This window comes from bacterium (assembly GCA_035380285.1).
GTDB lineage: Bacteria > Auribacterota > Erginobacteria > Erginobacterales > DAOSXE01 > DAOSXE01.
In genome coordinates, this window is record DAOSXE010000026.1 from 14289 (window position 1) to 32969 (window position 18681).

Consider the following 18681-nt stretch of genomic DNA (forward strand, 5'->3'; position numbering starts at 1 on the left):
CACATCCTGGCCGCTGCTCCGCTATCATGGTTTTTTTATTCGGGCGATCACCAGGTTGGAGACGAACTCTCGGATCGTACGCCAATTCACATTGGATTCTCCGCCTTTTCTGATATTGAGTTGAAAGGGGAAAAATCCCGTTTTCAGGTTCAATCTTTTGGCCTTGATCATCAATTCGGCGTCGATGAACCAGTCGTGCGAGGAAAGACCGAGCGGTCGTAAGAAACGAGAGCGGAAGAGTTTCGGTTTCCCGTTGATTGACCGATACCGGCTCAGGTAAAGCAGGTTGAAAAGCAAAAGAAACATTGCCGAAACCGCCTTTCGCCGACAGGAACGATCGGCGGTGAGAACCTGGCCGCAGCAAAGATCGAGTTCGGCTTCTTGCAGGAAACGGTAGGCGCCGACCACGGTTTCCGGAGGAACTTCGTTATCTCCGTCGATCCATCCGATAATCTCCCCCCGGGCCGCCCGGAGGCCGGTGATAATTCCCCAACCATAGCCCCGGTTAACTGGGACGGCCACCTTTCTGATCGTCGGGAACCGGGAGGTACAGATATCGATCAACCGGTTGGTGTTATCGGAAGAACCGTTGTCGACCAGAATGATTTCATGGTCGGGAACGGACTCGGTCAGGACACGGACAAGTTTGCCGGCGAACTCCTCGACGTTTTCCTGTTCGTTGAAGAGAGGGACCGCCACGGAAAGCGAAAGCTCAGCGGGCATGCGTTTCTTTCTCCCATGTTTTCCGCAGGCCTTCGCCCAGGTCGATTCGGGGGAGCCAGCGGAGTTCCCTTTCCGCTTTTCCGATGTCGGCCCTGACTTCGTAAGCGCCGCCGCCTCCAGGCATCTCGGATATGGGAACGTCGATCCCGCCGACATCCCTCAACCGCCGGGCGATATCGAGGTTGGAAGAAGAAACGCCCGAGGCGATGTTGTAAACCGCGCCCGCCGCCGTATCCGAAAAAAGGGCCCGCGCGATAGCGGAACAGACGTCGTCGATGAATATATAATCGCGTTTCGATTGCGGTTCCTTCAGCTCGATGGGCCGGTTTTCCCGGAGGGAAGCGATGATGGAGGGAATTAAAAACGGTTTTTTCTGCCCCGGCCCGTAGGGATTGAACAGCCTCAGGGAAACGGTCCGGCACCGCCGGCGCCGTCCGAAATCCTTGATCAGTTTTTCCCCGATGTATTTGGAAGCGTGGTAGAGGGAAGCCGGTTGCACGGGGTGCTCCTCGTCGACCGGCAGATAGGCGGGAATGCCGTATACGTTGGTGTTCAGATAGACGAAGATGCGGGGCGCATTCCCCTCCAGGGCCGCGAGCAGATTGAGGGTTATCCGGATATTGGAATCCAGTATTTCAGTTTTCGGTCGGCCGGTATGCGGAGTCAACGCCGCCAGGTGAACGACTCCGTCGATGCCGGCTTCGGGGAGACGCGGTGGCCCCAGGGAGAGATCGAGGGTTTCCGGGAGAGTCATGATTTCGATCCCCTCCGGCGGCAGGGTTTCGAGCAAGCGGTTCCCGATAAAACCAGAATGGCCGGTTACCAAGACGCGAGTCATTTCGCTGCGACCTTCGTCAGACCGAACCGAAGCGGGAGTAATCTCCCAGGCGAATCAGTTTCGACGCCGGATTCTCGAAAACTTCGAGATATTCGCGATACCATTCGATGGTTATCTTCAATCCTTCTTCAAACGATACTTTCGGCTTCCAGTTCAGGATTGAGGCGGCCTTGCGGTTGGCCGCGGCCATTTTCCAGATCTCCGTGGGGCGGTGGGGCAGGGCGCCGATTTCGAGGGCAGAAGACGAGCCGCTCAGCGAGTGGATACGTTTGACGAGATCGCGGATGGCGATATCGCGGCCCGATCCGAGGTTGACGACTTCTCCCACCGCCCGGGGTTCGGCGCCGGCGGCGATTATCCCGTCCACCAGGTTCTCGACGTAGTTGAATTCCCGGGTCTGCAAGCCTTCGGTGGTCCTGATGGGTTTGCCTTTCAGGCAGCGGATGATCAATTCGGGGATGACGGCTTTGGCGCTCTGGTAGGGGCCGAAAGCGTTGAAGGGACGCACGACGGCAATGGGAAGGCCGTGGGCGTGTCGGCGCATGCGGCAGTAGAGTTCGCCCCCGTACTTGCCGATGGAGTAAGGGGAAATGGGAAGAGGGGAGGCCGTTTCCCGGAACGGTATCCCGGGCTGAAGCCCGTAAACCTCGGAAGAAGATATATAGACAAACCGCTGAAACCCACGGCAGGAATCGAGAAGGTTGGCCGTGCCCCGGGCATTGACGTCGAACGATTCGCCGACGTGCGTAAAACTGTCGCCGACGTGGTTATAGGCGGCCAGGTGGAAGATGACGTCGAATTTCTTCCGGCGCAGGGGCAGGCAGGAATCGAGGTTCCTGATATCGGCTTCGATCACCGTAAGTTTATCCCAGATCCCGGCCAAGCGGACATTTTCGAAGATGCTGTTGTACTTGGTGATGACCGCCACCCGAGCTCCCGCGGCGTATAATCTTCGTACCAGGTGAGAGCCGATGAAGCCGGTTCCGCCGGTGACCAGAATAGATGTGCCTTTCATCAGGTGGTCTCTCCTTCGATATATGTATAATAATGCGTCAACTGCTGCTCGGCGGTGGTGTGCTCCAGGGGCGTATTGAACGTGATCTGAAGCCCCTCGAACGAATAGGTGCCGACCTCGCCCCGCTCGATCAGCCGATGGAAGAGTTCCAGGAGCCCCTTGGAGTCGGGGGATCTCAGCATATCCTCGCTCACGAAATTGAAGATTTCCGCGTCGACCGCCAGGGTCCCGATGTAGTAGTCGAACTCGGGTTTCTCCCGGAAACGGGAGATCGTATCCCCTTGTTTCTCGATCAGTCCGAAGGGAATCCGCAACCGGGAAACGACCATGGTCATCAGTTTGTCGCTTCGCCGATGGGCCCGGCAAAGCTCGTTCAGATCCACTTTATTGACGGTGTCTCCATAAACGACGATAAAATCATCGGTCAGTTGGTTGCGCACGGCATGAATACGCTTGAGCATGCTGGCGTCTTCGCCGGCGTTGTCGAACCGACAACGGGCCCCTCTCCAGGACTGGAACTTTTCCCGGATCATCTCCCCGCGGTATCCGACGCAGAAGAGGTAATCGCGGAAACCCTGCGCATAATACTGTTCCAAGGACAGTTCCAGGATCGACTTGTTTCCCAAAGGGATCAGGGGTTTGGGAATATCTCCGGAATAATCGCGAATACGTACGCCCTTACCTCCGCAAAGAACAACTATCGGCGGTTTTTTCATACGGACTCTAAACTACTTGAGGTACTTTCCCGGAGCAAGCAAATAGAGCCGATTGCCGAAGGGGGGGAAGTGGCGGGAAACAGTTTCACAATTAGCGGCAATGGTTCAATAATACGGTCATGAAACGGCTGGGCGCGGCAATCGCTTTTCGAACGGGGATCACGAGGCTATGGGGGGCGTTCGACACGTTCAAACCCGGATTCCGGGTGCTCACCTACCATCACGTTCTCCCCGAGGCTTCTCCGTTTCTGCCCTCGCTGGCCCGGGATGAATTCGAGCGTCAGATCGAATATCTGCGCCGGGCGTACCGGATCATGCCGCTGTCGGAACTGGCGTCTCTTTGTTCGGGAGGCGGGGCGCTTCCGGCGCGGGCTTTGGCTTTGACCTTCGACGACGCTTTTTCCGATTTCCAATCCCAAGTCTGGCCCCTTCTCGCCGGATACGGGATTCCCGTCACCGTGTTCGTTCCCACCGGATTCATCGACACCGATCGGGTCCCCTGGCCCGATGAATTGGGGTATTTGTTTTCGAACGTCGCCGCGGCGGAGTCGGAGATCGAAATCGCCGGCGAAAACATGGCCCTGCGTTGGGATACCCCGGCCGAAGCCGTAGCCGTCATGCAGCGGGTAAAGGAGAGAATCAAAAAGAGGGCTCCGTTGCGGGCGGACGCGCTCGTGGCCGCCATCCGCGGCCGATTGGGGGTTTCGGCTCCCAACCCCATGAGGATTCTCGATCGTTCCGCCATCACGGATCTCGGCCGCCGGGGGGTGGAATTCGGGAGCCATACCGTCTCTCACGCTCTGGTGGGTTCGCTTTCCCCGGAAAGGGTCTGGAGAGAAGTGTCGGATTCCCGGGAGTGTTTGAACGATATCCTGGGTTCCCCGCCGGCGGGATTCTGTTACCCCAACGGGGAACCGGGCGATTTCACCCCCGCGACCCGGGAGTTGGTGAAACGAGCCGGGTATGCTTACGCTTGCACGACGGTGGGGGGGATCAACCGGCCCGGAGGCGATCCGTTCGAGATCAAGCGGTGTTGGACCGGCGGGTTGAGGTTGGAGAGCTTCGCGTTCCGGTTGGCTTTCGGTCGCTTCTAACCGGGGATAAGACAAGAGGGTTCGGGGTTCGGGAAGGGAGGGAGTCCACAGATTTACACAGAGAGTTTTCGGGTTGAGGGCGGGATGAAGTTGTCCCCGGATGGACAGTGGGAGCTATAAGAGTTCGGAGTTCAGGTATCGAGGAGCTTCAGCGACGAAGCAATCTCCGGAGCAGTTCAAATATGTGGAGATTGCTTCGCTCCGTTCGCAATGACGGGAAATCAAAGCGAACGTCGTCCTGCTCTTTGCTTCCCCTGCCTGTAGAAAAAAATGTCACAAAAGTTGTGTGACAACTTTTATGACAAAAAGGAACCAGCGCTCTCGCGGTTCTTCCCTCCCACTTCATGTCCTTCGGGGAAGAATTCAGGAGTCAGAATTCAGTATTCAGTAGCACCCTACCTTGCCCCCCAATTCAAAATCCTCTGTGCCTCTTGTGCCTTTTGTGGCTAACCCTCTCCCCTTCATGGACTTCATGTCCTTCATGGTCCTTTCCCAATTCTTCCCCAATCAGAGTTAAGCAGAGTAATCAGGTGCGATAAGGGTTCAGGGTTCGGGGTTCAGGAGGAAAGCATAGAGCATAGGGCATGGCGTGTCCCTCGACCTCACCCTCTTCCGTCCCCCTTCATGAGCTTCATGTCCTTCATGGTCCTTTCCCAATTCTTCCCCAATCAGAGTTAATCAGAGTAATCAGGTGCGATAAGGGTTCAGGAGGAAAGCATAGAGCATAGGGCATGGCGTGCCCCAGACCTCACCCTCTTCCGTCCCCCTTCATGAGCTTCATGTCCTTCATGGTCCTTTCCCAATTCTTCCCCAATCAGAGTTAATCAGAGTAATCAGGTGCAAAAATCTTTTGGGGGCCGAGGCGGAGGGCTACTGACTACTGAATACTGTATTCTGAATTCTTTTCCTAATCCGTGAAATCTGTGGTTACTTCTTAGAGGCGGATCAAGCATACGCGGGAGGAAAGAGATGGAGATGAAACGCAGATGGCCCACGGCGCTGTTGCTGGCCGCGATCCTGTCGACGTTCGGCTGCGGAACCGGGCACAACGTCAACGCGGTTACGCAGGTTTCGGTGCTGGACGCGCTATTAGCCGGGGACTACGGCGGGAAAATCACCTGCGCGCAATTGCTCGATTATGGGGATATGGGGTTGGGAACACTGGACCATCTGGACGGGGAGATGATCGTTGCCGACGGGGTTGTCTATCAGGCCCGTTCGGACGGGACGGTGGTCCGTCCCGCCCCTTCCGTCACCGTTCCGTTCGCCGCGGTCTGCTTCTTCTCCCCCGTTTCCGAGATCTCCCTGCCCTCAGGGCTCGATTTCGCCGGTTTCCGGAAGTGGCTCGACGAGCGGGAGCCGGAGCGGAACCTTCCCCTCGCCGTGACCGTGAGCGGGCGGTTCGAAAGTATGAAGGTGCGGAGTGTCCCCCGCCAGGACAAGCCGTATCCCCCCTTGGCGGAAGTGACTCCCCATCAATCCGTGTTCGATCACAGCGACATTCCCGGTCGGATCGTGGGGTTTCGCCTGCCCGGGTTCTTGAAGGGGGTCAACGTTTCCGGCTACCACCTGCATTTCATTTCATCGGACGGAAGCGTGGGCGGCCACATTCTCGATTTCAGGAGCGGGAAAGGGACGGTCTCCTCGGCTTTCTGCGACAGTCTCTGCGTCCTGCTGCCGTCGGACGATCCCGATTATCGGAACCTGGACCTTTCCCGGAGCCGCGCCGGGGATATAGCGGCGGTGGAAAAATAGACCCCGCTGGCGGTTCAGCCCGCCGGACTTTCGACGGTGACGCTGACGCGGTCGGCGTATCCCCGGGAATCCGAGCAGGAAATGCGATGGCGCCCGGGCACGGGCCTCCAGCGTAACGGCTCCTCCGGCGCGGTCGTTCCCAGCGGTGTCCCGTCCACGAACCAATAGAGTTTTTCGCCTTCCCCCCCGGTTGCCCGGAGCGGAACGGAATCCGCGCTCCCGGGGATACCCTCGACTAGGCGCAGAACGTCTCCCTCTGCCGGTTCGCTGATCCGCGGGCCCGGCTCCGTCCGCTCGGCGCTCGGGCGGTAATGTTCTCCCCGGCACCGCCGCAGGGGCGAAACGCCGCGGATGATCAGGGAGAGTTTGCGCCCGGGGCAATCCGGCCCCGGGAGAAGCCCCGTGACGGGACAGACCGATACGGCGACGCAGTTTTCGGGACGCCGGTACCAGGGTCCGGATCCTCCCGGGTAGAGGCGGACGAATATCGTCGCGGCCACGGGAGCGATATCGATGCCGGCCAGATCGGGATTGTCGCCTCCCGCGGGATCGCCGGCCCAGACCCCCACTACGTATTCGGGGTTCCAGGCCAGCGTCCAGGCGTCCCGGTGACCGTTCGACGTTCCCGTTTTCCAGGCGAACCGGGGGATATGTTCCGGCGCGGTTGCGGGCAGGAGGGCCCGGGTCCGGGACCCTTCGCTGAGGATGTCGTTGACCAGAAAGACCGCCTCGGAGCCGAACAGTCGTTCGCCGAGAGCGTCTTCGCCCCCTTTGATGGTCCTCCGCGGGAGGTGCAGACCATCCCGGGCGAGAACCGAACAGGCCTCGGCCAGTTCCAGCAGCGACGCCCCGCAGGAGCCTACCGCCAGGGAAAGGCCGGCGTCGGCGTTGCCCCGCAAGGAGGAAATCCCGGCCCGGCTCAGTTTCTGCGCCGTTGTCTTGGGGCCGATCGTCTCCAGGAGCCGGACGGCGGGAAGATTGAGGGACCGCCGCAGGGCATCGGCGGCGCCGACCGCTCCCTGAAACGTCCGATCGTAATTTTCCGGCCGGTAACGGCCGTGGTCCATGGGCGAGTCTTCAAGGAGGGTGTCCGGGGAGCAGATTCCCCGTTCGAAAGCCAGGCAGTAGATGAAAGGTTTGAGGGTCGAACCCGGCGACCGCCGCGCCGCCGCGCAGTTGACCTGCCCCCATCTCGGTTCCGTCCAATCGGGCGAGCCCACCAGCGCTCGGATTTCTCCCGAGGGCACATGGAGGATGACCACGGCCATGGACTCGGCTCCCCGTCGGCGCGCTTCCGGGAAGAAAGAGTCGGTCACGGTTTCGGCCAACGCCTGCAGACGGGGATCGAGAGTGGAGTCCGCTTCCCGAGCCGCGCCGATATTAGCCAGAACCAAGTCGCAGAAATGAGGGGCTTGAAAAGGATAAGCCCGGAGTTTTTCCGGGACCGGCTCTTTTTTCGCCCGTGCCGACTCTTCGGGGGAAATCATTCCCAGCGCCGCCATGCGGTCCAGGATCTTGTCGCGGGCCCGCCGGGCTTCGCGGGGATGGCGATCGGGGCGCAGCCGCTCGGGCAGGCGGGGGAGGGCCGCCAGAAGAGCGGCTTCGGGGAGGGAGAGATGGGCGGGAGTCCGGCCGAAATAACGCAGCGAAGCGGCGCCGACCCCGATCAGGTTGCCGCCGAAAGGCGCCCGGTTGAGGTACTGTTCGAGGATGTCGGATTTGGACATTATCCGCTCGATCTGCAGCGCCCGGAACCCCTCGCTGAGTTTGGCCCCCAGGCCGCGGCCCCGCCGTTCCGTGGCCAGTTTTACCACCAGGGTGGTGATGGTCGAAGCCCCGGAGACAATCCGCATCCGTCGGAGATTGGTGGCAGCCGCCCGCCCCACCGCCGCCGGATCGATTCCGGGGTGGGAAAAAAAACGCCTATCTTCGCCCGCCACGAAAGCGGGGGCGAGCCACGGGCCGATCTCCTCGATGGACACCGGCAGGCAAACGACATCTCCGGGGCCTGTCCGGATGCGGATGATGCCCCCATCCCCGTCTCTGATCACGACCGCGGCCGGATAGGGCCCCAGCAGTCCCCGGGGAGGGGGGACGAACCGGACCGCCGCCCCGATCACCGCCGCCGCCGCCGCCGCGGTCCCGATTCCGATTCCCAGCACCCGGAGCCGCCGCCGCATCCTTGTTTTCACCGCGGGCGGGCCTTATCGGCGGGAAGGACACGGACTCGGCCGCCGCCGCTGACGCTGCAGATTTCCGGTTCGTACATCCCCTCGGCCCGAGACGGGGGCACGGTGTAATCGCCGACCGAAACGGCCCGCAGGCCGTAGTAGTGGGTTTGGACGCCCACGGTGTTTCCGGTGAAGACGATGACGCGGTCGTCGCGTTCCTCCACCCGGGTGACGGGGAGGGTGGAGGCGAACCGGGCGGCGTCGAGAGACCTGGTTCCGGCCAAAGCCGTATTCTCGACCTCGAACCCCGCCGGGAGGAGGTCTTCGATCACCAGGTTTTTCAGGGGTTCCGTCCCCGAATCGAGCCTGAGCGCCGCCACCAGGAAATCTCCCTGCCGGAAACGTCCGTCCGTGACCGTTTCTCCTTCCGGGGTCAGCCAGGTCCGACGCAGGGATATACCGGAATCGCGCCGCTCCAGCCGATCCATCAGAGGCGCTCCTTCCCGGACGTCCCGGACCCGGACTAACCCCGGGCCCCGGTTGGTTACGGCGACTTCCGACAGCGCTGCGCCGGCCTCCCAGGACCACTGCCAGGAGGTTTCGTCATCGAGCGGCCGCTCCGACGCTCCGGCGGCGGTTTCGATCCTCACCAGGGCCGGGCGCCCGGAACCCTCGCGTACGCTCGACCATTTAACCAGCGCCTCGACCGCGGCGGCGTTGTCGGGGGTGTTTCTCCAGTGCCCGGCCTCGCCTTCCCGGACCAGCAGCTCGACCAGGTCCGGCAGCCGGGGATTGCGGGGGTCGCATTCGACCAGAAAAACTATCAAATGACCCAGAGTCCCGATCCTGGAAGCAAGCGGATTGTCCCCCCGCGGGTCGCGCCCCCCGCCTATCAGGGGCGCCGCCCGTTCGAGGACCCCGAGAGCGTCCCCTCGTTCCCCCCGGGCGGCCAAGGCCCCTCCCAATTCGACCCGGGCGGACAGGGGCAGGGTCTCTTCTTCTTCCAGGAGCCGGCGCGTCCACCCCAGATCGCTTTTTCCCGCCATCGCCATGACCAGGCAGGCCGCGGCCTTGCGCGCCTCCTCCCCGTTCTTTCCGCTTCGGGGAGACAGTGTCCGGGAGACGGCTTGCAGCGCGGCTTCCAGGCGTTCCGGCGGGACCTGATAGCCGGCCTTCCCGGCTTCGATCAGAAGTCTGGTCACATAGGGAGTGGCCCATTCGCAGGGGCGGTCGTCTCCCGGCCAATAGGAGAAACTCCCGTCCGGCAATTGCATCACGTAGAGCCGTTTGAGTCCGGCTTCCACCAGTTCCCGGGCTTCGCCTTTCCAGGCATCTCCCCACGGCATCCGGGGAAGATACAGCAGGGGGAACGTGCAGGAAGCCGTTTGTTCCACGCACCCGTAGGGGTAGCGGAAAAGGTATTCCAGGCCTCCTTCCAGATTGACGCCGGGGCCGACCGAACACTGCAGGCGAAGAGTTCCGGTGCCCGGGAGAAATCCGTCAGGGGGAGAGATCCTGGTCTTTTCGCCTTCCTCCAGAACAACGGTGCGGGTTTCGGAGACGGCCGGTACCGGCGGCCTGACCGCGATTTCGACCTCGTCCGTCCGCCGATGGTCCCCGATTCCCGAGTTGATGAGCAACCGGCCGGTTCCGGCCGTTCCGGCGGCCCGCAACCGGATCCGCCAGGACGCCGTTTCACCGTCTTGCATCGGCCGGGAGATCGCGCCCTCCGTTTCCGCCAGAAGCAGGGGGCTTTCGGTCTGGAGTTCGATTCGGGCCATACCCGCGTTCCCGGAAAGGTTGTGGGCCCGGAGAGCGAGTTCGCATTCGTCTCCGGGGGCAAGGAAACGCGGCAGTGAAAATTCGAGTGCCAGCGGCGCTCGGACCTCGACCCCGGTTTCGGCGGCGCCCAGGCAGGTTCCGGTCACGGCCGTAACCGCGATCCGGAGGGCGCCGGAAAAATCCCCGAGCGGAAACCCGTAGGAGATGCGGCCTTGGGCGTCCGTGGAAAGCGCTCCGGAACTGACGGCGAACGGTTTGAACCGGACCGCCGGGACCGGGTTGAGCCGTCCCGCGAGGCCGCAGTCTCCCCCCCCGGGGTCCGGGATCGCGGTCACGCCCGGCGACCGTTCCGGGAGAAGCCGATTGTAGACGTCGAACAGTTCGGCGCTTTCCCGATGAGGCTCGTAGAAAAATATATAGGGATCGGGCAGGCCGAATTCGGTCAGGTCGAGTATTCCCCGGTCGACGGCCGTGATCAGGACTTCGCCCGTCGCCGGCAGTCCGTTTTCGTCCGTGAGCCTGATTTTCACGCAGAGCTCCTCGCCGGGTTCGGCTTGGGCGGGGGCTTCGATCTCGATGCGGGCATGGTGCGCCTCCATCTTCAGGGGGAGTTCCAGGGAGCCGCATGCCCGCCTGGGCCCCGGCGTTTCGCGGTCGGCCAGGGGCCGGAGGACGGAGACGAAACAGCGCGACCCCGGCGGAACGTCGGCGGGTACGGGGAGGGGGACGGCCGCGCAGTTTTCTTCCAGGATCAGCACGTTCCGGTAGAGCAGCCGGTCGGCCTCCACGGTCACCAGCGCCTTTCCGGGAAAAGGAGCGCGGATGCAGAGTTCGGGAGTTTCGCCGGGGGAGAAATCCGCTCGGTCAAAAGAAAGGTCGACTCGTTCCGGTTCCTCCAGCGAAGAGTCCAGGAACTCCCGGTTTTTCCCGATACCGTGGAAGCGGACCGAAACCGGCGCGCCCCCCGCGGGGTCTTGAATCCTCAGCAGGTACCGACCCCATCCCGGCAGCCGCACGGGAAACGAACTGATCCCCCCCCCCAGGTTTATCTCGTAATCGCCCGCCGTCCGCAGCCGGCGTTCGCTGACGTAGCGGTATCGTCCGTCGTCGTCTTTTTTAAGGAGCGATTCCCAGACGATTTCTTCCAGGGTCGCCCGTACCCGGGCGCTTTCCCCCAGGAGTTCTCCCCCGGGGGAGAAGAGGGCGACCTCCAAGTCCAGGTCCGCGCCGGCGTCCAGCGACTCGTTCTCCGCGAGCCCTCGGATGCCGACATAGCGGGGATAGGCACGGATGGTTATCGTTTCGCCGACGGTCAGGCCGCGGCCGCCTTCTTCCATGACGGTGGCTTCACAGTCCGCCGCCAGGCCTTCTCCCGGCCGCAGATCGGCGGGCACGTCGAACGGGAAAGCCGCTTCCCCTTCCGGGTTCAAGCGGTCTTCCCCCTCCCACGCGGGAGGAGGGGTGAAGGAGAGTTCCCGATCCCCGAACCGCCAGTCCTCCCGTCCGGGGATTTCCAGGGGCGTCTCCCGGTAGCTGAAGCGGGTTCGAACCCTGTTCCCCGCGGCGGGTGCGCCGTAAAGGTAGCGGGCCGCGACGGTGAAGGTCGCGGTTTCCCCGGGCCCGACCGGGTTTTTTCCGGCCTCCACCGACGCTTCCAGCCGGGGGGGGACGAAATCGGCCACCAAGATGCGGGTTTCCCCCAGCGCCTCTTTTTCTCCGGGAATGTGCAGGGAAAGGCGGTATCCGCCCGAAGGGGCGGCGGCGGGAAGGAGGATGCCGCCTTCGGCGGTTCCCAGGTCCCCGGTGATACGGACCGCGGCATCCATCTCCCGTCCGTCCGGGTCGGCGAGTTTCACCTGGACCGGAAACGAAGGGGGCAGCTCCGTCCCGTCGGTCCGTACCACCGCATACCAGCGGACGGTCTCTCCCCCCCGGTAGACGCCCCGATCGGTTTCGAGGAAGGATTCCGGTTTTCCCCCCGGCCACGGCCGTTGGCCGTTGGCCTTCTCGGCGCAGGAGACGGGATCTTCGAGCACCAGGCAGGCCAGGTCCCGGTCGGTTTCGGCGAGAAGGAGGAACGGCCGATCCCCGGCCGCGGGATCGAGCGTGACCAGGGCGGTGCCGCGGTCGTCGGTGGTGCCCGTCCCCAGGGCTCGGTTGGCCGTGCTCAGAACCGTTACGCGGGCTCCGGCCATGGGCCGGGCATCGAGGACGGAATTTACCCAAACCAGCACTTCTCCCCCGTAGAGCCTGGCGGAGAGGCCGATATCGGTGATCATGACCAGGCGTTGGTCGGTCCCGGCCCGTTCTTCGGAGGAAGAGAGTTCGCAGACGAAAACGCCCCGGGCCTCGTCCCCCGCCAGGTTTCCCAGGTCGAGATCGATCCGAAGCGGTTGGTTTCGTTCTCCCCCCGCCCGGTATTCCCGGTCGACGGCCGGCGCGCAGATTTCGTTTTCGGGGTCGCCCCACCACCCCGAGTAGTTCCGCTTTTCCCGCATCATGAACTGGACCAGATTGTTCGGGTAGATGCGCTTCAACCGGGCCCGAAACGAAGGGATATTGATCGCTTCCAGCCCCACCAGGCGGGTGCCCGCCGCCGCCAGGATCGAACCCGGGTCCAGGAAACGAATCGAGGGGGGGAGATCGGGGGCGCGCACCCTCCGCGACTGATCCGCTTCGAGCCGTCTTCCGCTGGCGGCGGGCAGGCCTTCTCGAAAACGGATGGTGTAGAGGCGCCCGGGTTCGAAATCTCCCCGGAGAGCCAGAACGTTGTCTCTCCAGCAGTACTTTGATTTTCCCACCGTCACCGGCAGCGGAGGTTCGACCGTGAGGTAGTCGGACGCCTGGGAGAGGGAAGGGATCTGGGAAAAATTCGCCTCGAACACGATTTTTCCGTTTTCTACCGATGGCTCGACCTCCCGCAGAACCATGAGGTGTTCGATGGAGAGACGTCGGACGGAGACGGGTTTCTCATCCGTTTCTCCCGGAAGCGCCGGAGGACGAAAACGCAGTTCCAACTCCTCGCCGCCGGGAGGGATACTTCCGGTGATGATGCGGATTTTGGTGCCGGGCGCTCTGTCCAGAGCGCGCCACTCCAGAGCGGTTTCGCTTCCGGAAACAACCGTCAGGCAGTCGGGAAGATCGCGCGGATCGACGGGGCTGTTGAACCCGAGCAGGAGAGTGGCCCGGTCCCGGGAATCGACTTCGACTTGCCCCGCTTCCTCCAACTCCGTCGGCGCGCTCGAGAATTGCCAGCTTCCCGGTCCTTTCAGATTGCAGCCGGGTGGAAAATCGCGGGGGAAAGCGATGCGGAAGTTCCGGCCGACCGGCCAATCCTGGAGGGGCGAGAAAACGAGAAGTCCGGGAGCGGTCCAGGAGAAGGTTCCAGGGACTTCGTCCCAGGTCGGAAGGGCGAAAGGAGTTTCGGCTTCGAAAAACAGCGGTTTGTCGAAGCGCCAATAGATTTTTTCCCTCCCCCCGACTTCGGCGCCGTTTCCGGGAATGAACGTTGCCCGGACCGCCCATTCTCCGCCTCCGGAAAAGACACGCCAACCGTTGACGGCCAGAATCCCGATCGCGAAAAACGCAGCCAGAAAAAACCAGCGGTTTCCGGTCGGTCTCGATGTATTCGGATTCATTTCCGCCTCCCTGCTCACGGGTTGATTTTTCTCCATGATGGAGGGGGAAGATGGCGCAAATATGGCGGAAATATGGCGAATCGTGTCTGCCCCGCCGGGCGGCGGCCAATTCAGGTCCGTGATTTCGCGGGGGCGAGGGGCAGCCGGAAACGGAATACGCTTCCTTTTCCGGGTGCGCTTTCGACCTCGATCGTTCCGGCGTGCTTTTCGATGATGCGTCTGGCGATGGCCAGGCCCAGCCCGCTGCCGAAGCCGCGCTCGCGGTCCCGGGGGACGGTGGTGAAGAAACGGTCGAAGACCCGTTCCAGATTGGCCGCGGCAATTCCCGAGCCGGTGTCGGCGACTTCGGTAACCACCCATTCGCGGCCGTTTTTCGAGACCGAAACCGTGACCGTCCCTTCGGGGGGGGTGTAACGGAAAGCGTTTTCGAGAAGATTGAGGATCACCTGCTCCATGCGGCCCGGGACGATATCGACCGGGCATTCCTCGGCGGTGATATCCACCTCGATACGTGCCCGGGGACGTTCGAACGCTTCTTCCGCTCTTCCCAGGACTCCCAGCAGGAAATCGGGGTAATTGACGGTTTCCCTGGCCGACTCCATCGATTCGGTGTCAAGCAGCGTCAGTCGGGACAGTTCCCCCACCAGCCGATGCATACGTTCCGCGTCATGGCGGATATTGGAGAGAAACCGCCTCCGGCTATCCGATTCTTCCCCCGCCCGCCCTTCCAGAAGTTCCACCGCCCCGATGATGGAAGTCAGCGGCGTCTTCAGTTCGTGCAGGGTTTCGGAGACGAAATCGCGGTTATAGAGGTTGCGGCGGTCCAATTCCTTGGTCATGGTTTCCAGGGACCTGGCCAGGGCCCCGATCTCGTCTTTCCCCTTGATGCGAGGAATCGCTCCCGTGCCCGTGCCGGCGGTTTTTCCCGCCGCCCGGGTCAGGGTTCTCAGGCGCCGGGTGATGGTGAAGGAGAGCAGGACCGCCACGGCGACGGCCGCGGCCGCCGCCGCGTAAAGAGCGCGGCTCTGATCCGTTTTCATCCGGTCGATGGCCTGGATGATCGGATTGGTGTGGCGGGACACCATCGCCACCGCCAGCACGTTCCCCTCCCGGTCGAGGAGGGGATGGGCTATGTAGTAGTACATGAACTGCCGGTCGTCGGTCAAAGAGCAGCTCGATCCGTATTTGCCCTCGAGCGCCCGGGCGACCTCCGGCCGGGCGGAAAAATCCTTGCCGATGGTGGAATCGTCATGGGAGTCGAAGCGGACGGTTCCCTCCCGGTCGATGATCCGCAACCGGCTGAGGATATCGGGCCCGCACCGGGAAAGAATCCTCTGAAACCGCGCCTCCATTTCGGCGCGCGTTTCCGGGGGGGCTTCCAAGACCATGGATCGGTACTGTTCTCCGATAATGAGGGCGTAGGCGACCATTTCCTGTTCCAGCGCTCCCCGGGTGAAACGGTCGAAAAAATCGAGCGCGTGCCGCCGGAGCAGAAGTATGGGAATGATAACCACGACCAGAAAGGCAACGATCAATTTCCAGCGGATGCTGAACAGGGCATTGCTCTTCAACCGCTCACCCCCGGAGCCGGAAAAAGCAGCTCACCCGGTTTTACGGCTGATTTCATCGGATCCTCCTCCGCCGCCGGCCGGGGAATTGAGTTCGAGCCGTCGGTTGAGGCGGTATCCTTCTCCGTAAACGGTTTCGATCGGGTCGGCCTCCGAGCCGGCGGCTCGAAACTTGGTCCTGATCCGCCTGACCGAGGTGTCGACGCAACGGTCCGAAATAGCGACCGGATCCTGATATATCTTTTCGATCAGGCGTTCTCGCGAGAAGACCCGCGCCGGGAACCGGGCCAGGGTCTCCAACAGCCGGAATTCCAGGCTGGAAAGGGGGACTTCCTCGCCCCGGCACCGTGCGACGAGAGTTTCCGAATCGATCTCGAGGTCTCCCACCAGTATCCGGCGGGAGAGACGGGAATGGTTCCGGCTTCTTCTCAGGACCGCCCGCGCCCGCGCGGCCAGTTCCCGGGGGCTGAAGGGTTTGGTTACGTAATCGTCCGCTCCCATCTCCAACCCCAGGACGCGGTCGACCTCGTCGCCGAGCGAGGTCAGGATGATGATCGGGATCCCGGGATCAAGTTCCCGAAAACGGCCGACCAGATCCATGCCCCAGGTTCCGGGGAGCTTGAGATCGAGAAGCACCAGTTGGGGTCTCAGGGTTGTGAATTCCCGCAAGCCCCGGTCTCCATCGCCGGCGATCCTGACCGTGAACCCATGTTCGCGCATGGCGTACTCGACCACGTCGGCGATGTGGGGATCGTCGTCGATCAGCAGGATATCGGCCATGGCGGTGCCACCTCCGGGGATGTCGGACGTATGACGTATATCGATGGATACTACAATACCACAACCGCCTGTCCGCCCGTAACAGATTGGCCATTCCGGCCCGCGGTTTAAAGTAGCTCCCCGCTTTTCTCGATGTCATAATCCCCTTTCGAGGAGCTATACTATAAATATGGACCGCAGGAGGATACGGGTATGAAGATTTATATCAATGGAGACTACTTCGAAAAAGAAGACGCCAAAATCTCGGTCTACGACCACGGACTGCTGTACGGCGACGGAGTGTTTGAAGGCATCCGCGCCTACAACGGGAAAATTTTCAAACTCCGGGAACACGTCGAAAGGCTCTATGAATCGGCCAAAGCCATCCATCTGCGCGTGCCGATCCCGTTGGAACAGATGGAGAAGGATATCCGGGCCACGCTTAAGGTCAATCAACTGGCCAACGCCTATATCCGGGTGATCATCACCCGGGGAGTCGGGAATCTCGGCCTCAACCCGTTTACGTGCGGAACTCCCCAAGTCATCATCATCAACGATCTGATTTCGCTGTACCCCGAGGACCTCTATGAAAAGGGTTTGGAGATAGTCACCGTCGCCACCCGGCGCAATCTTTCCGAGTCTTTGAGCCCCCGGGTCAAATCGCTCAATTACCTCAACAACATCCTGGCCAAAATCGAGGGTCTCAATGCCGGCTGCGAAGAAGCGATCATGCTGAACTCCTACGGCATGGTGGCGGAATGCACCGGCGACAACATATTCATCGTTAAAAACGGGGAAGTCCTCACTCCGGCTTCGTCCATGGGCATACTGGAGGGCGTAACCCGCAACGTCGTCATCGAGATAGCGCGGCGCCTGGGATACAAGGTCAAGGAAACCACGTTGACCCGTCACGACCTTTTCGTCGCGGACGAATGCTTTTTGACCGGCACCGCCGCCGAAGTGATACCGGTCATCAAAATCGACGGGCGCCCGGTGAGCGACGGCAAACCCGGCAAGATCACCCGGAAACTGATCAAGGAATTCCGGACATTGGCCGGCCTCTGACGAGCCGAGATGCTGTGCGCTAACTGCAAGAAGAACGAAGCCACGGTCCATCTGACCGAGATCGAGGGCAACCAGATCGTCAAGGTTCATCTCTGTCCGGCCTGCGCCCAGCATAAGGGAGTGGCGACGCCGGTAGTGGAGGCCCTGAAGAACCTTCCCGAGGATATATCCAAGCAGCGGGGTTCGGAAGAGACGGGCGAAGTCTGTTCGGTCTGCGGCCTTTCCTTCAAGGAGTTCCGGGAGGTGGGCCGTCTGGGGTGCCCGAACTGTTACCGGGATTTGGGCCGGCCGCTCCGGGAACTGCTGGCCTTTATTCATAAAGGGCCCCGTCACGCCGGCAAGGTCCCCGATGCCGGACGTCGCGAACGGCATCGGCTCCGGCAGGCCCTCGACGCCGCGGTCGCTCGCGAAGATTATGAGGAGGCCTCCCGGATCCGAGATCTTCTCGAAAGAGATTCCACCGGCGCCGGGGATACCGGATGAGCCTCGCCCACCTGTTTCGCGGCCGGGCGGGATGGCTTTCCGGCTCAGGCCCGGATAACGACATCGCCTTCTCCAGCCGCCTGCGCCTCGCCCGCAACCTTCGCGGAGAAAGATTTCCCCAACGCGCCTCCGACGAGGCGCGCCGGCAGGTTTTCGCGCGGGTCGTCGAAGCCGTCAAAAGCTGTCCGGCCCTGGGCAACACCGTCGTCATCCGCATGGAAGAGATTACGAAACAGGAGCGCCAGTTGCTGGTGGAGAGGCGTCTGATCAGTCCCGCCCTCTCTTCGCGTTACCAGGGAGGGGTGGTGATCGGGGAAAAGGAATTGGTCAGCGTCATCGTCAATGAAGAGGATCATCTCCGGATACAGGTGCTTCTCCCCGGATTCGACCTGGGGAACTGCTGGAAAGTGATCGACTTGGTCGAAGGCGAACTTTCCGCCTGCCTCGATTTCGAGTTTTCCCCGGATCTGGGTTACTTGACCGCCTGTCCCAGCAATGTCGGTACCGGGATGAGGGCTTCCGTCATGCTCCACCTTCCGGGGCTGACCATGAGCGACGAATTGAGCCGGGTTTTGCGGGCGGCGGATAAACTGGGGATCACGGTCAGGGGCATGTACGGCGAGGGAAGCGGTGCGGTGGGGCATCTGTTTCAGTTTTCCAACCAATCGACCCTGGGGTGTTCGGAAGAGAGGATCATCTCCGACCTGGAGAGGATCGTGGGCAAGATCATCGCCCACGAGCGCGCGGTTCGGCAGAAGATGCTGGGGGAAAACCGGTTGTTCCTGGAGGACCGGGTGTTCCGTTCCCTGGGGGTGCTCAGCCATGCCCGGCTATTGAATTCCGAGGAATCGCTCAACCTGCTTTCGGGGCTCCGGCTGGGGAGGGAATTGGGGATGCTTCCGGAATTGCCGACGGAAACGGTCAACGACCTCTTCATCGTTACACAGCCCGCGCATCTGCAGGCGCTCGCCGGCCGCGACCTCGAGCCTCCGGCGCGCGATTCATACCGCGCCTCCCTGGTCCGCTCCCGGATCCGGGGCGAATAACCCCGGCTTCGGCAGCCGTTCCGCCGGG

The 18681-nt window shown here is 61.9% G+C and carries 13 protein-coding genes; 5 read left to right on the forward strand and 8 right to left on the reverse strand.

The window, feature by feature from the left end; genetic code table 11:
* Positions 1-24: 24 nt before the first annotated feature.
* Genes PLZ73_10000 through PLZ73_10015 form a run of 4 tightly spaced genes read right to left on the reverse strand, consistent with a single transcriptional unit; the run spans position 25 to position 3292 of the window.
* A complete protein-coding gene (locus PLZ73_10000) occupies positions 25-723 on the reverse strand; it encodes a glycosyltransferase family 2 protein (protein HOO78207.1) in 699 nt (232 codons plus the stop codon).
* Positions 713-1561, reverse strand: a complete 849-nt coding sequence (locus tag PLZ73_10005) for an NAD-dependent epimerase/dehydratase family protein (GenBank protein ID HOO78208.1) — start codon at positions 1559-1561, stop codon at positions 713-715. Before PLZ73_10005 ends, PLZ73_10000 begins: the two co-directional genes overlap by 11 nt.
* 16 nt (positions 1562-1577) lie before the next feature.
* On the reverse strand, positions 1578-2576 hold the full coding sequence (locus PLZ73_10010; GenBank protein HOO78209.1) for a GDP-mannose 4,6-dehydratase: 999 nt from the start codon (positions 2574-2576) through the stop codon (positions 1578-1580).
* Positions 2576-3292, reverse strand: a complete 717-nt coding sequence (locus PLZ73_10015; protein ID HOO78210.1) for a nucleotidyltransferase family protein — start codon at positions 3290-3292, stop codon at positions 2576-2578. The genes PLZ73_10010 and PLZ73_10015 overlap by 1 nt, the downstream gene beginning before the upstream one ends.
* Before the next feature lie 119 nt (positions 3293-3411).
* On the opposite strand from PLZ73_10015, the gene PLZ73_10020 reads away from it, so the two are divergent.
* Both PLZ73_10020 and budA read left to right on the forward strand, forming a co-directional pair.
* A complete protein-coding gene (locus tag PLZ73_10020; GenBank protein ID HOO78211.1) occupies positions 3412-4386 on the forward strand; it encodes a polysaccharide deacetylase family protein in 975 nt (324 codons plus the stop codon).
* A 975-nt stretch (positions 4387-5361) separates the two neighbouring features.
* A complete protein-coding gene (gene budA, locus PLZ73_10025) occupies positions 5362-6141 on the forward strand; it encodes an acetolactate decarboxylase (GenBank protein ID HOO78212.1) in 780 nt (259 codons plus the stop codon).
* A gap of 14 nt (positions 6142-6155) precedes the next feature.
* Here the strand turns inward: budA and pbpC are convergent, their stop codons facing one another.
* The 4 genes from pbpC to PLZ73_10045 form a co-directional block, all read right to left on the reverse strand.
* Positions 6156-8321, reverse strand: a complete 2166-nt coding sequence (gene pbpC, locus PLZ73_10030; GenBank protein HOO78213.1) for a penicillin-binding protein 1C — start codon at positions 8319-8321, stop codon at positions 6156-6158.
* An 8-nt stretch (positions 8322-8329) separates the two neighbouring features.
* Positions 8330-13732 (reverse strand): MG2 domain-containing protein, encoded by a 5403-nt coding sequence (locus PLZ73_10035; protein ID HOO78214.1) that lies wholly within the window; start codon positions 13730-13732, stop codon positions 8330-8332.
* Positions 13733-13842: 110 nt separating this feature from the next.
* On the reverse strand, positions 13843-15303 hold the full coding sequence (locus PLZ73_10040; protein ID HOO78215.1) for an ATP-binding protein: 1461 nt from the start codon (positions 15301-15303) through the stop codon (positions 13843-13845).
* A 30-nt stretch (positions 15304-15333) separates the two neighbouring features.
* Complete coding sequence (locus PLZ73_10045) at positions 15334-16080, reverse strand: response regulator transcription factor (GenBank protein HOO78216.1); 747 nt, start codon at positions 16078-16080, stop codon at positions 15334-15336.
* Between the two features lie 192 nt (positions 16081-16272).
* Here PLZ73_10045 and ilvE point away from each other — a divergent pair, with 192 nt between their 5' ends.
* Genes ilvE through PLZ73_10060 form a run of 3 tightly spaced genes read left to right on the forward strand, consistent with a single transcriptional unit; the run spans position 16273 to position 18653 of the window.
* Positions 16273-17124, forward strand: a complete 852-nt coding sequence (gene ilvE / locus PLZ73_10050; protein HOO78217.1) for a branched-chain-amino-acid transaminase — start codon at positions 16273-16275, stop codon at positions 17122-17124.
* Positions 17125-17133: 9 nt separating this feature from the next.
* Positions 17134-17607, forward strand: coding sequence for a UvrB/UvrC motif-containing protein (locus tag PLZ73_10055; protein HOO78218.1), 474 nt, complete (start codon positions 17134-17136; stop codon positions 17605-17607).
* Positions 17604-18653, forward strand: coding sequence for a protein arginine kinase (locus PLZ73_10060; GenBank protein HOO78219.1), 1050 nt, complete (start codon positions 17604-17606; stop codon positions 18651-18653). The genes PLZ73_10055 and PLZ73_10060 overlap by 4 nt, the downstream gene beginning before the upstream one ends.
* The last annotated feature ends 28 nt before the right edge of the window (positions 18654-18681 follow it).

Bases quoted from the DNA above. Each gene is read 5' to 3' on its own strand.
- PLZ73_10015 (HOO78210.1), bottom strand. From the start codon at position 3,292: ATGAAAAAACCGCCGATAGTTGTTCTTTGCGGAGGTAAGGGCGTACGT.
- budA (HOO78212.1), top strand. From the start codon at position 5,362: ATGAAACGCAGATGGCCCACGGCGCTGTTGCTGGCCGCGATCCTGTCG.
- PLZ73_10035 (HOO78214.1), bottom strand. From the start codon at position 13,732: ATGAATCCGAATACATCGAGACCGACCGGAAACCGCTGGTTTTTTCTG.
- PLZ73_10020 (HOO78211.1), top strand. From the start codon at position 3,412: ATGAAACGGCTGGGCGCGGCAATCGCTTTTCGAACGGGGATCACGAGG.
- PLZ73_10060 (HOO78219.1), top strand. From the start codon at position 17,604: ATGAGCCTCGCCCACCTGTTTCGCGGCCGGGCGGGATGGCTTTCCGGC.
- PLZ73_10045 (HOO78216.1), bottom strand. From the start codon at position 16,080: ATGGCCGATATCCTGCTGATCGACGACGATCCCCACATCGCCGACGTG.
- ilvE (HOO78217.1), top strand. From the start codon at position 16,273: ATGAAGATTTATATCAATGGAGACTACTTCGAAAAAGAAGACGCCAAA.
- PLZ73_10055 (HOO78218.1), top strand. From the start codon at position 17,134: ATGCTGTGCGCTAACTGCAAGAAGAACGAAGCCACGGTCCATCTGACC.
- PLZ73_10010 (HOO78209.1), bottom strand. From the start codon at position 2,576: ATGAAAGGCACATCTATTCTGGTCACCGGCGGAACCGGCTTCATCGGC.
- PLZ73_10000 (HOO78207.1), bottom strand. From the start codon at position 723: ATGCCCGCTGAGCTTTCGCTTTCCGTGGCGGTCCCTCTCTTCAACGAA.
- PLZ73_10005 (HOO78208.1), bottom strand. From the start codon at position 1,561: ATGACTCGCGTCTTGGTAACCGGCCATTCTGGTTTTATCGGGAACCGC.
- pbpC (HOO78213.1), bottom strand. From the start codon at position 8,321: ATGCGGCGGCGGCTCCGGGTGCTGGGAATCGGAATCGGGACCGCGGCG.